This is a genomic window from Alphaproteobacteria bacterium US3C007, assembly GCA_034423775.1.
GTDB lineage: Bacteria > Pseudomonadota > Alphaproteobacteria > Rhodobacterales > Rhodobacteraceae > Thalassovivens > Thalassovivens spotae.
The window spans coordinates 3222786-3236146 of record CP139918.1; the positions used below are offsets into that span (position 1 = coordinate 3222786).

The 13361-nt window shown below is 51.6% G+C and carries 13 protein-coding genes; all 13 read left to right on the plus strand.

The genetic code is table 11. The annotated features are described in order from the left end of the window. Positions 1-30: 30 nt before the first annotated feature. Positions 31-1074: a dihydroorotase gene (gene pyrC / locus UM181_15435; GenBank protein ID WQC62688.1), complete on the plus strand. Its 1044-nt coding sequence runs from the start codon at positions 31-33 to the stop codon at positions 1072-1074. 73 nt (positions 1075-1147) lie between these two features. Then, a complete protein-coding gene (locus UM181_15440; protein WQC62689.1) occupies positions 1148-1828 on the plus strand; it encodes an orotate phosphoribosyltransferase in 681 nt (226 codons plus the stop codon). A 166-nt stretch (positions 1829-1994) separates the two neighbouring features. Next, a complete protein-coding gene (locus UM181_15445) occupies positions 1995-3485 on the plus strand; it encodes a replicative DNA helicase (GenBank protein ID WQC62690.1) in 1491 nt (496 codons plus the stop codon). A 144-nt stretch (positions 3486-3629) separates the two neighbouring features. Beyond that, positions 3630-4664 carry an alanine racemase gene (alr, locus tag UM181_15450; GenBank protein WQC62691.1) on the plus strand — a complete coding sequence of 345 codons (1035 nt, stop codon included), beginning with the start codon at positions 3630-3632 and terminating at the stop codon, positions 4662-4664. After that, a complete protein-coding gene (locus UM181_15455) occupies positions 4661-5446 on the plus strand; it encodes an ABC transporter permease (protein WQC62692.1) in 786 nt (261 codons plus the stop codon). Before alr ends, UM181_15455 begins: the two co-directional genes overlap by 4 nt. Then, positions 5443-6189 (plus strand): ATP-binding cassette domain-containing protein, encoded by a 747-nt coding sequence (locus UM181_15460; GenBank protein WQC62693.1) that lies wholly within the window; start codon positions 5443-5445, stop codon positions 6187-6189. Before UM181_15455 ends, UM181_15460 begins: the two co-directional genes overlap by 4 nt. 100 nt (positions 6190-6289) lie before the next feature. Then, positions 6290-7654, plus strand: coding sequence for a DNA repair protein RadA (gene radA / locus UM181_15465; protein WQC62694.1), 1365 nt, complete (start codon positions 6290-6292; stop codon positions 7652-7654). A 26-nt stretch (positions 7655-7680) separates the two neighbouring features. Beyond that, positions 7681-8232, plus strand: a complete 552-nt coding sequence (locus UM181_15470) for a CvpA family protein (GenBank protein ID WQC62695.1) — start codon at positions 7681-7683, stop codon at positions 8230-8232. 149 nt (positions 8233-8381) lie between these two features. After that, positions 8382-9833 (plus strand): amidophosphoribosyltransferase, encoded by a 1452-nt coding sequence (purF, locus tag UM181_15475; GenBank protein ID WQC62696.1) that lies wholly within the window; start codon positions 8382-8384, stop codon positions 9831-9833. A 79-nt stretch (positions 9834-9912) separates the two neighbouring features. Then, entirely contained in the window at positions 9913-10560 is a 648-nt protein-coding gene (locus tag UM181_15480) for an SDR family NAD(P)-dependent oxidoreductase (GenBank protein ID WQC62697.1), read from the plus strand. Between the two features lie 175 nt (positions 10561-10735). Next, positions 10736-11518 (plus strand): 5'/3'-nucleotidase SurE, encoded by a 783-nt coding sequence (gene surE, locus UM181_15485; protein ID WQC62698.1) that lies wholly within the window; start codon positions 10736-10738, stop codon positions 11516-11518. After that, positions 11518-12159: a protein-L-isoaspartate(D-aspartate) O-methyltransferase gene (locus UM181_15490; GenBank protein ID WQC62699.1), complete on the plus strand. Its 642-nt coding sequence runs from the start codon at positions 11518-11520 to the stop codon at positions 12157-12159. The genes surE and UM181_15490 overlap by 1 nt, the downstream gene beginning before the upstream one ends. 74 nt (positions 12160-12233) lie before the next feature. Next, on the plus strand, positions 12234-13358 hold the full coding sequence (locus UM181_15495) for a peptidoglycan DD-metalloendopeptidase family protein (protein ID WQC62700.1): 1125 nt from the start codon (positions 12234-12236) through the stop codon (positions 13356-13358). Positions 13359-13361: the final 3 nt, after the last annotated feature.

The window sequence follows — 13361 nt, forward strand, 5'->3', positions numbered from 1 at the left end:
TCCGCGCCGGCTTTATGCTAGCAGACCCTTATGCAAAAAGTCCTCTCCCTTCCTCGTCCGGATGATTGGCACCTTCACCTGCGCGATGGCGCGATGATGGCATCCGTTTTAGCCTCAAGCGCCGACCACTTTGCCCGGGCGTTAATCATGCCCAATTTGGTACCGCCAGTGGTGACGGGCGCAGAGGCTCAAGCCTATAAGACCCGCATTACAGCGCAGCTACCCAAAGCATCAGATTTTTCGCCCTTGATGACGCTTTATCTGACCGAAGCCACCGACCCCGAGGATCTGGCAAAAGCTTTTCAATCCGGGCTGATCAGCGCGGTAAAACTGTACCCGGCGGGCGCGACAACCAATTCAGCCTCCGGTGTCACAGATTTTAACGCGGTTCAGCCCGCATTGGAAAAGATGGCTGAAATCGGATGTCCGCTTTGCGTTCACGGAGAGGTGACAGATCCAGCTGTTGATATTTTTGATCGTGAAATGGTGTTTATAGATCGCGTGCTGGATCCACTTCGGCGTCAAAACCCAGATCTTAAGGTGGTTATGGAACATATCACCACCCAGCAAGGCGTAGACTATGTGAAATCTAGCGCCAGCGGCCTTGCCGCAACCATCACAACGCATCATCTGATGATCAACCGCAATCATATTCTGGCCGGCGGCATCAAACCCCATTATTATTGCCTGCCTGTCGCAAAACGCGAGGAACACCGTTTGGCGCTGCGCGCTGCCGCCACCAGTGGTGATAGCCGGTTTTTCCTTGGCACGGACAGCGCGCCGCATATTGATGCCGCAAAAGAAAGCGCTTGCGGATGCGCCGGATGCTTTACCGCCAGCGTAACAATGCCTTTGCTTGCGCATGTTTTCGAAGAAGAAAGCGCGCTGGACGCCTTGGCTAATTTCACCTCATCCAATGGGGCGCTGTTTTACAATAAACCGAGGAACGAAAAAACGCTTACGCTTCAGAAAAGGTCCGAGCCGCTGCCGATAGAGCCGCAGTTACAAACCCCCGACGGGCCGGTCACTTTGTTCGACCCTGGCGTTCCAATCTTTTGGCATGTTGTGGCGTAAACCCGCGTTAGCGCATTGCGCAAAAGCCTTGAACTATCCCTGCGTAAGCACAAACCTATGAAAGTGTTCAAAGATGATCCCAAGCACCTCCCCCAGCCCCGAAGAAATCGCACGATTAACAGCGCGCATGCTGCTTGAGGTGAAAGCGGTTCACTTCAACAGTGAAAATCCATTTATTCTGGCTTCGGGCTTGCCAAGCCCAACCTATATTGATTGTCGAAAACTGATCAGCTTTCCTCGCATTCGCAGCAGCCTAATGGATTTCCTAACCGTAACGGTGATGCGAAATGTCGGATATGAAGCCTTTGATTCGGTGGCAGGTGGAGAAACCGCTGGAATTCCTTTTGCGGCCCTGATGGCCGAGCGGATGGCCCTTCCCATGACGTATATTCGCAAAAAACCAAAGGGCTACGGCAGAAATGCGCGTATCGAAGGGCTTATGAGCGAAGGACAAAACGTTTTGTTGGTCGAAGACTTAACCACCGATGGGGGCAGCAAACTAAGCTTCGTTGACGCCATTCGCGATACCGGCGCAGCCTGTGCCCATACGGCAGTAATATTTTATTATGGGATATTTGAGGAAACCGAAAAAACGCTGTCGGATCATGGTGTTGGCCTTCACTACCTGTGCACCTGGTGGGATGTATTGCGCGAAGCCAAGGCTCAATCTGCGTTTGACTCAAAAACATTGCACGAAGTTGAACAGTTTCTTACCGACCCACGCGCTTGGCAAAACGGCCGCAAATCTACGTGAGCAATCGCAGAAAATATGCCAAAGACCAAAGGACGCCCCCCTACATTTGGGCGCATCCCTAGGATATCACCGCAATATGTGCTAGTGTTACACTTATCCACAGAAACATACAATTTGCCCCACGCCGCGCAATCAGGCAAGTAAGAAGCTCAAAGAGAGCGATGTGATGAATAAGATATCTGATATAAACAGCCAAGAGCCGGACCAAGAGTCGCTGGATATTGCGCCCCATTCGATTGAGGCCGAGCAGCAACTTCTGGGTGCGATTCTTACCAATAATGATATTTTCGATCGGATCGCCAGCATCGTAACACCCGAGCATTTTTACGATCCGGTACATGCGCGGATATTCGAACTTGCCAGCGCACGAATTGCCAAAAATAATTTGGCCTCACCGGTTACACTTGCAACGTTTTTGCAAGATGATGAAGGTCTAAAAGAGCTGGGTGGGGCTGCATATTTGGCGCGGCTTGCTGCCTCAGCAGTGGCTGGATTTGCTGCGCGCGATTACGCCCAAATGATCTATGATTTAGCCATTCGGCGAAATTTAATCCAGCTCGGCCAAGATATTAGCGCACGCGCCACAACAATGGATGAAAGCCAAGAGCCCGCGGAGCAAATCGTCGTGGCCGAACAAGCGCTGTATAAGCTGGGCGAAGAAGGTCAGGGCGAAAGCGGCTTTCAATCCTTTCTAAGAGCCGTTACCGCCGCCGTGGATGTGGCCAATAATGCCTATAAGCGCGAGGGTGGATTAGCTGGCATCTCTACGGGATTGATTGATATGGATAAAAAGCTAGGCGGGCTTCATAAGTCTGACTTGTTGATCCTGGCTGGGCGCCCGTCGATGGGCAAAACCTCGCTTGCCACGAATGTCGCCTTCAACATCGCCAAAGCCTATCAAAAAGGTCAATTGGCAGATGGCAGCGAGGGAACGCTGAATGGCGGTGTTGTTGGCTTTTTTAGCTTGGAAATGAGCGCTGAGCAGCTGGCTGCCCGTATATTGTCCGAGGCCTCCGAAGTGCCCTCTGAGCAGATTCGGCGCGGTGATATGACAGAAACCGAGTTTCGGCGGTTTGTTGACGCGGCAAAAACGCTGGAAAGCTGCCCCTTATTCATTGATGACACCCCGGCCCTGCCAATTTCGCAATTGGCCGCGCGTGCGCGCAGGTTGAAGCGAACGCATGGTTTGGATGTGCTTATTATAGATTATCTGCAACTGGTTCGCCCTGCTTCGGCAAAAGACAGCCGCGTAAACGAAGTGTCAGAGATCACCCAAGGCCTTAAAGCTATTGCCAAAGAATTGGACATTCCCGTTATCGCGCTGTCGCAGCTTTCGCGACAGGTGGAAAATCGCGATGACAAGCGCCCCCAATTGGCAGATTTGCGTGAATCGGGGTCAATTGAACAGGATGCCGATGTGGTGATGTTCGTGTTTCGAGAGGAGTATTACAAAGAGCGCGAAAAACCCGGCGATCACGATCTTGAAAAAATGGCTCTGTGGCAAGATGAAATGGAGCGGCTGCATGGGAAAGCGGAAATCGTTATCGGAAAGCAGCGCCACGGTCCTATTGGAACCGTTGAGCTTAGCTTTGAAGGCAGATTTACCCGTTTTGGCAATTTGGTCAAACCCTGGCAGCAAGACAGTGAACGCGAATAGCCAAAACTGTAAGCTAAAAATGATCTTGCCGAACCCTGCATCGTAGCGCGTTAAACCAATGCGATTTTACGCGCCCCTCTCCAACAAGTTGCGCAGAAAGCGCTTTATGCTTGACGTTCTAGAAAGCTCGGTGAAGAAAAGCGTATGGGCACAGCCGTTTTAACAATTGATTTAAGCGCTCTAAGGGCCAATTGGCAGGCGTTGAACGCGAAATCCGCGGGTATCACGGCTGCGGTTGTCAAAGCCGATGGCTATGGGCTTGACAGCGCGCGCGTTGCAACCGCTTTAGCGGCAGAAGGCGCGCAGCATTTTTTCGTGGCCGTCGCGGAAGAAGGCGCGGCGCTGCGCAAAGCGTTGGGCAGCGGCCCCAGTATCAGCGTATTTTCAGGCCATATGGCGCAGGATACCGTTTTAATCAAAGAGGCAAATTTGATCCCGATGGTTAATTCAGTGGATCAATTGCTGCGCCATATTGAATCGCTTCCGGATCATCCTTTTGGATTGCAACTTGATACGGGTATGAACCGGCTGGGAATGGAGCCAACCGAATGGACAGCGCTGCGTGATTTGGCGTTGCGCTTAAAGCCACAACTGATCATGTCGCATTTGGCCTGCGCAGATGATCCTAACCACCCTATGAACGCACATCAGTTGCAGCTGTTCCGTGAGCTGACTGCCGATTGCAACATTCCGCGTTCGCTGTCGGCAACAGGTGGCATTCTGTTGGGCGAAGCGTATCACTTCGAAGTTACCCGCCCGGGCATCGGGCTTTACGGCGGCGCGCCCTTTTTAGAGGCAAACCCAGTTGTACAAATTGATATTCCCGTGATCCAAACACGCCCCGTGACTGCCGGTGAAACCGTGGGCTACTCAAACACTTGGACCGCGACAACCCCAAGGCAAATTGCAACCATATCTGCCGGATATGCCGATGGTATCCTGCGCGCTATGGGCCCAAATACGCGGCTGTTTTCAGACAATATCGGATGCCCTATCGTGGGGCGCATTTCAATGGATTTAATTTGCGTCGACGTCACCCTGCTTGATCACGTGCCGGAAAGTTTACAATTGTTAAATGCGGCGCAGGGTATTGATACGCTGGCCGATGGCGCTGGTACGATCGGATATGAGATATTAACCTCTTTAGGCGGGCGCTACGAACGGCGATATACCGAATGAAAAGTCTGACCACCTTTTTGCAGGCCACCGGCTCGGCCACGCTTAACATGCTTGCCGCGACTGGTCGCGTAACGCTGTTTATCCTCGACACGCTGCGCCAAGCCTTTTCGGGGCCGTTTTATCTGCGCGAATTTGGACATGCCCTGATACAAATAGGCTGGTTATCCTTGCCTGTCGTTGGCTTGACCGCGTTTTTCACGGGCGGCGCTTTGGCTCTGCAAATCTTTGCCGGAGGGGCGCGTTTTAGCGCTGAAGCGGTGGTTCCATCGATCGTTGCGATCGGTATGGCGCGCGAATTGGGCCCTGTGCTGGGCGGTTTGATGGTTGCGGCACGTGTGGCCAGTTCAATCGCCGCGGAACTTGGCACAATGAAAGTAACCGAGCAGATCGACGCGTTGGTGACCCTGTCAACAAATCCGATGAAATATCTTACCCTGCCCCGCGTGCTTGCCGCAACATTGGCAGTGCCTCTTTTGGTGGGCGTTGGCGATGCGATTGGTATTATGGGCGGTTATGTGGTTGGCGTCACCCGGTTAGATTTTAACCCCGCAGCCTATATAAAAAACACCGTCGATTTTTTGCAGCTTTGGGATATTCTTAGCGGGATGGTAAAAGGGGCCGTATTTGGATTTATCGTGGCTATAATGGGCTGTTATTTTGGTATGAATTCTGGGCGCGGCGCGCAGGGTGTTGGGCGCGCGACAAAATCTGCCGTGGTAAGCGCCAGCGTTTTAATACTGGCGGCCAATTACATCTTAACCGAATTGTTTTTTAGCGCATGATACAGCTCGAACACCTTCACAAAAGCTTTGGTTCAAATAAGGTCTTGCAAGGTGTGTCTTTAAAGATCGCCAAAGGCTCGTCCTTGGTTGTGATAGGAGGCTCAGGCACTGGCAAATCGGTGATATTAAAATGCATATTGGGTTTGATGCGCGTCGATCAAGGTCAAGTTTTTCTTGAGGGAAAGGATATGCAAACGCTTGATCGCGATCATTTTTTATCGCGCTTCGGCATGCTGTTTCAAGGTGCTGCCTTGTTTGACAGCTTGCCAGTTTGGCAAAATATTGCCTTCCGCTTGACCCAAGGGGCGTTGAAAAAATCAAAATCTGACGCCCGCGTAATCGCAATCGAAAAGCTGCGCCGGGTCGGATTGCAACCGGATGTTGCCGATAAATACCCAAGCGAATTATCCGGTGGCATGCAAAAACGCGTTGGGCTGGCCCGTGCGATCGCCGCAGATCCCGAAATTATCTTTTTTGATGAACCAACCACCGGTTTGGACCCCATTATGGCCGGCGTGATCAATGACCTGATCCGGGAAATTGTCACCGAAATGGGAGTCACCGCTATGACCATCACCCATGATATGTCTTCGGTTCGCGCGATTGCAGATCAAGTTGCAATGCTTCATTTGGGTAAAATTCAATGGACGGGACCCGTCAAAAACCTGACTGAGTCAAATGACCCATTTGTTGATCAATTCATTCATGGGCGCGCCACAGGACCTATCGAAGCGGTTCGTTGAAGGCTGCGCAAAAAAATGGCGTTTATGGCGATGCGTGCAACATCACTGGATCGTGCAATGCAAGCTTGCCATCAGCCCGCAAAATTGGCACATAACGCGCATGGCTAAATCCAAATCTTATTCTTGCTCAGATTGCGGCGCCGTCACCAATAAATGGTCAGGCCGCTGCGATTCTTGCGAGGCCTGGAATACAATTTCAGAAGACACAGCCTTAAGCTCAGGCCCATCAAAAACCTCATTAGGGGCGAAAAAAGGGAGCCCTGTTCAACTGAGCAACCTTGACACCGACGAAGCGCCAAATCCACGCACACAGAGCGGAATAGACGAGCTTGACCGCGTTTTGGGCGGCGGCCTCGTGCCAGCCTCTGCCATTTTGGTGGGGGGAGATCCAGGTATCGGAAAATCAACGCTTTTGCTGCAAGCGGCGGCGCAATTTGCACATAACGGATTAAAAACCATCTACATCTCGGGCGAAGAAGCCAGCGCACAGGTTCGGATGCGGGCGCAGCGCTTAGGCTTGAAAGAAGCCCCTATTCAACTTGGGGCCGAAACAAATCTGCGAAATATACTAACAACATTAGACAGTGAAAAACCCAAATTAGTGATTATTGATTCGATTCAAACGATTTGGTCGGATCACGTTGACAGCGCCCCCGGCAGCGTCAGCCAAGTGCGCGCCGCAGCGCATGAATTGACCAATTTCGCAAAAAAGCGCGGCATCTCGGTTGTATTGGTGGGCCATGTTACCAAAGAGGGGCAGATTGCAGGGCCCCGCGTGGTTGAACATATGGTCGATACGGTGCTTTATTTTGAGGGTGAACGCGGCCATCAATTTCGCATTCTGCGCGCGGTCAAGAACCGGTTTGGCGCCGCCGATGAGATCGGTGTTTTTGAGATGACCGGCAAGGGCCTGCAAGAAATAAGCAATCCATCGGCCTTATTCCTTTCGGAACGGGGAACCCCAAGCCCAGGTGCGGTGGTGTTTGCTGGAATGGAAGGCACGCGCCCGGTTTTGGTTGAATTTCAGGCCCTCGTGGCCCCGACTCCGCACGCGCAGGCCCGCCGCTCGGTGGTCGGATGGGATAATGCCCGTTTGGCAATGGTCTTGGCGGTGCTCGAAGCCCGTTGTGGCATTCCATTTTCAGGCATGGACGTCTATTTAAATGTGGCAGGCGGTTTAAAAATCAATGAGCCTGCCGCAGATCTTGCCGTTGCCGCCGCGCTTCTTTCGGCGCGCGAAGATGTAAGCCTTCCCGCAGAATCGGTGGTCTTTGGAGAAATTAGCCTCTCCGGAGCATTAAGACCGGTTGCTCAATCAGAAAATAGGTTGAAAGAAGCGCAAAAGCTTGGTTTCAGCAAAGCCATCATACCAACCGCAGAACAGCGGCTCAGTAAAGAATACCTTGAATTGACTCAATTTACGGATCTATCCTCGTTTGTTGGTGACATATTCGGTGCAGGTTAATGACGCGCGATAAGGAAGTGGATTAAATGGACACATTCAACATTGTTGACGGCGGCATCCTGGCGATTATTCTCTTATCAGCCGTTTTGGCCTATTCGCGCGGGTTACTGCGAGAGTTAATGGCGATCGCAGGTTGGGTGGCCGCGGCGGTGTTAGGGTTTATATTTGCACCGCAACTTTTGCCCCTGGTCAAAGAAATTCCCGCAATCGGGCCAATTCTCGCTGATAGTTGCGAGCTGTCGATCATTGTATCCTTTGTAACCATCTTCGCAGTGTTTTTGGTCGTCTTATCTTTGTTCACGCCGCTTTTATCCTCTGCAATAGATAAAACAGCGATCGGCCGGCTTGATCGCGGGCTGGGGCTGCTCTTTGGTCTGTTGCGTGGAGTGGCTTTGATTGCGATCGCATTTTTTGCCTATCGGACAGTTTTCAATACAGAAAGCTACGCCATAATCGAAGCAAGCCTCTCAGCCCAATTGTTCAGTGATTTGGCCACGGCAATAACCGAACGCAATCCAGAGCGCGCTTTGGGGTGGATCACCCTACAATATGAGCAATTGGTTCTGGTCTGCGAATAAATAATAGATGGGTTTACGCCGCGTGCTAAAAACCTTGGGAAAACGACGGATCTTTCGCATTACATCCGTGACAGACTGGCTGAAACTCGATAAGAGCTTGAGTAAATCCTGCGCCTAAATCGGAGCTGCTTATTTTGCAAACCAAGACCATGCCGCCAGCGAACCCATTTGATGATGATAAACTGCGCGAGGAATGCGGCGTCTTTGGCGTCACCGGCGTTCAGGACGCAGCCAATTTTGTCGCTTTGGGCTTGCATGCGCTTCAACATCGGGGGCAAGAGGCCGGAGGAATTGTTGCCCATGATCCCGAAGCCGGTTTTAACTCAGCCCGTCGGTTTGGCTATGTGCGAGATAATTTTACATCGCAATCCTTGATGCAAACTTTACCGGGATCGTTGTCTATTGGCCATGTACGCTATTCAACCGCGGGCAAAAAAGGCGCTGCGATCCGCGATGTTCAACCTTTTTTTGGAGAATTTGCAATGGGCGGCGCGGCCATTGCGCATAATGGAAACATCACCAATGCCGACTCATTGCGGCGCGAATTGATCGAACGTGGCTCGATTTTTCAAAGCTCCTCGGATAGCGAATGTATTATTCATCTGATGGCGCGCTCTTTACAGCGGAATATTCCCGAACGCATGGAAGATGCCTTGCGGCGCGTTGAGGGCGCTTTTTCCATCGTCGCGATGACGCGCACGAAACTGATCGGGGTGCGCGATCCTTTGGGCGTAAGGCCTCTGGTGCTTGGTCGGTTGGGGGATGGATGGGCCTTAAGCTCTGAAACCTGCGCCTTGGATATCATTGGAGCCGATTTTGTGCGGGACATCGCCCCCGGTGAGATGGTCGTGATAACCGATAAAGGTGTAGAAAGCCACTTTCCGTTTCGGCAGCAAAACCCAAGATTTTGCATTTTCGAACATGTATATTTCTCGCGCCCCGATAGTATTATTGGAGGCCGCTCCGTCTATGAGACGCGCCGGCAAATCGGCGTTGAACTGGCCAAAGAAAGCCCTGTAGACGCAGATTTGGTTTGCCCAGTGCCCGATAGCGGAACGCCTGCTGCGATTGGATTCTCGCAGCAATCGGGAATTCCCTACGCGATGGGGATCATTCGAAATCAATATATGGGGCGCACGTTTATTGAGCCAACAGAACAAATCCGCAATATGGGCGTACGTTTGAAACTGAATGTGAACCGCGCTTTGATCAAAGGGAAACGGATCATTTTGGTGGACGATTCCGTTGTTCGCGGCACAACCTCTCGCAAAATCAAAGAGATGATCCTAGATGCTGGTGCTGCAGAAGTGCATTTTCGCATCGCCAGCCCCCCCACAGCTTGGCCCTGCTTTTACGGAGTAGATACCCCTCAGCGGGAAAAACTATTGGCGGCCACGATGACCGAAGACGAAATGCGCCAACATTTGGCAATCGACAGTTTAAAGTTCATTTCACTCAACGGGCTTTATCGCGCGGTCGGCGAAGCCAAAGGGCGCGACAGCAGCTGTCCACAATATTGCGACGCCTGTTTCTCAGGTGAATACCCTGTCGAACCCTCAGACATGATTACAAAAGGCTTTGTTTTGAAGGCGGCAGAATAAAGCGCGTGCAAAACCAATAAAGCAAAAGCGTCTTTCACCGCCTCTTGACGAAGGTCATAAAAATGAGCATCAGCGCCCCATGACGGAAAAAATTGCATTGATCACCGGCGCATCGCGCGGGCTCGGCGCAGCCCTGGCCGAAACTTTAAGCGCAACGCATCACATTGTGGCGATTGCGCGTACAACAGGTGCGTTAGAGGCGCTTGATGATCGCATCCAAACAGCAGGCGGATCAGCCACTCTTGCCCCGGTTGATATCACAAACCAAGATGCGTTGGCGCAAATCTGCCGCTCGATCTTTGATCGGTGGGGACATGTTGATCTTTGGTGCCATACGGCGGTGCATGCGGCACCATTGGGGCCAGCATCAACGCTTGACAGCAAAGATTGGAGCAAATCGATTGCTACGAACCTAACCGCCACCGGCATTTTAATCCCCTTCATTGCGCCGCTTCTGAGGCAAGAGGGGCGCGCCGTATTCTTTGACGACCTGCATATTGGAAAGAAGTTTTACGGCGCTTATGGGGCAACCAAAACAGCGCAAATCACATTGGCACGCAGTTGGGCCGAAGAACAAAAAACGTCGGGGCCGCGCGTTGATATTGTTGCACCTCATCCAATGCCGACCGCAACCCGAGCGCGGTTTCACCCTGGCGAAGCTCGAGAGAGTCTGGCCGATCCGCTCAGCGAAGCAAAGCGCCTGCTCACGGAGCTCAATCTTATTTAAGCTTAATGACCCGGCGGCAATAGTCCAAACCCCAGCCTCAAAAAGGGAAATGCATCCTGTTCATTATTGTCCATTTTGAAAAAACGCGGGGGCAAATTAAAAGCTTATGACGCGGATGGCTTGCCGGCATGAACAGTCTGCTTTAAGCAGTGAAAGGCGAGAATAGGGTGGAAATATGCGGATTTTAATTACCAATGATGATGGCATCAACGCGCCGGGCCTGAAAACCCTACAGAAAATTGCCGAAACCTTAGCAGGCGCGGCAGGAGAAGTGTGGACGGTGGCCCCCAGCACCGAAAGATCCGGCGTTGCGCATGCAATCAGCCTGTCCTCCCCCGTGTTGATCTCGCAACTAGGCCCGCGCTCTTTCAGCATTGACGGATACCCGGCCGATTGCGTGTTGGCAGGCCTGCACCATATTTTGAAAGGCTCTCCTCCAGATATTATCTTATCTGGGGTAAACCGTGGCAATAACTCTGCTGAAAATGCTCTTTACTCGGGCACTTTGGGGGCTGCGATCGAAGGGGCGCTGCAAGGCGTACCCTCTTTTGCGCTTTCGCAATATTTGGGTCCCAACAACGTGAACATTAACGATCCGTTTGAGGCCAGCGCAGCCTATGGAGCTGAGGTTGTGCAAGCGATTTTATCCGCCAACCCTCCAGCATCACAAGAATATCAGTTATTTTACAATATCAACTTCCCCCCCTGCCCGGCAGAATGGGTCAAAGGGCGTAAACTTGCCACGCAGGGCTTTCGGCGCGGCTCCAATTTTAGCACCGAGCCTTATACGGCAGCAAACCGCCGTAACTTTTTATTCATCAAAGGCGGTGATCAGCAGGTTGCAACCGCACCGGAAAGCGATGCTGCGGCAAATCTCGAAAATTACATTTCCATTACGCCTATGCGTGCAGATTTCACCGATCACAAAGCCTTAGATGCTTTGAAAGCCATCGAATAATGCAAGAAGCCGAAACAATTATGCAGTTTTTGTTTCAATTGCGCTCGCAAGGCGTAACAGATGCCCGTGTTTTAACCGCCATGGAAAAAATTGATCGGGGGCTTTTTGTAACAGGCGTGTTCGCAGAGCGGGCCTATGAGGACATCCCGCTGCCCATCGCCTGTGGCCAAACAATTTCACAACCCTCAGTGGTGGGTTTAATGACCCAGGCGCTGCAAGTGGGTGCGCGCGATACAGTTCTAGAACTTGGAACGGGATCAGGCTACCAAGCAGCCATTTTGAGCCAACTCGCTCGACGCGTTTACACAGCAGAGCGCCACAAACCCTTGGTTCGGGATGCAAAGAAGCTTTTTGACCGCTTAGGGTTACAAAATATTATTTCGCTTTGTGCCGATGGCAGCCACGGATTAAAGGACCAAGCGCCTTTTGACCGCATATTGGTCACCGCCGCCGCCGAAGACCCCCCTGGGCCCTTGATGGAGCAGTTAAAGGTGGGAGGGATCATGGTTCTGCCTGTTGGACAATCCGATGCGGTTCAAAACCTAATCCGCGTAAAACGCACGGAGACCGGTTTTGAATATGATGACTTAAAGGAAGTGAGGTTCGTACCGCTCTTGGAAGGTATTGCAAAAGAAAATTAAGTATTCATCTAATGTTAAAAATTTACAAAATAGTTGTGGTCATGTAATCATTGTGTGGGGTTAGGAGTAATATAATGTTTAGGCCTACTGCTGTTTCTTTTTCTCTTTCTTGCTTATCTGCCATCATTTTGGCTGGATGTGACACATCAGGTTTTGATCTTGATATGAGACAGAACCAATACAACACAAGCGCGGCTGCACAAAGAGTGGCGACACCAAGAGCAGAGCCGGATGACCTTGGCATCATCGAATACCCGACCTATCAAGTGGTGGTGGCCAGAGAAGGCGATACTGTAACATCCATCGCAAATCGCTTAGGGCTCACGCCAAACTCTCTTGCCAGCTACAATGGTGTGTCTCGCGAGAAAACGATGCGCGTAGGCGAAGTGTTGGCATTGCCAAAATTTTCCGAAAACGCGGCCACGCAAAGCGCTGAGATTGACGTGAGCGCTTTGACACAAAGGGCGCTTGCAAAGGTAGAAACCTCTCAAGCTTCAACAACATCACAACCCGCAACAAATAAAGATGAGCCGATCCGCCATAAGGTGCGCCGCGGTGAAACAGCCTTCACCATATCACGCCTTTATAATGTTTCCATTCGATCACTGTCGGAATGGAACGGATTAGACAGCAATTTTACAATACGAGAAGATCAATATCTGCTGATCCCTCTGACGCTAGAAGTGCCGATCACAGCCCCCAAAACGCGGCCCGAAAAGCCGGGACAGGGATCCCAAACACCAGTGCCACCCAGTTCATCCACCCCCCTGCCCAAAGCTGAAAGCGCCACGGCCTCGCAAGTCACACCCCTAAAAGAAAAAGCGTCAGTGCAAGAGGCCGTCGCAACCACCGGAAAGCTTACATACCCGGTAAACGGCAAAATTATTCGCGAATATGTAAAAGGCAAAACGGAGGGAATTGATCTCTCGGCCCCGGCGGGCAGCACAATCGTAGCGGCGGAAACAGGCACCGTTGCCGCGATAACGGCGGATGTTGATCAGGTTCCTATTGTGGTTATCAAACACGCCAATGAGCTGCTGACCGTTTATGCCAATGTTGGGAATATATCTGTTTCCAAAGGCGCCAAAGTCTCGCGTGGACAGGCGATTGGGAAAATCCCCCCCAGCAATCCAACCTATCTGCATTTCGAAGTGCGTCAGGGCTTGGACAGCGTGGACCCGCTCGATTATTTGCAATAAACT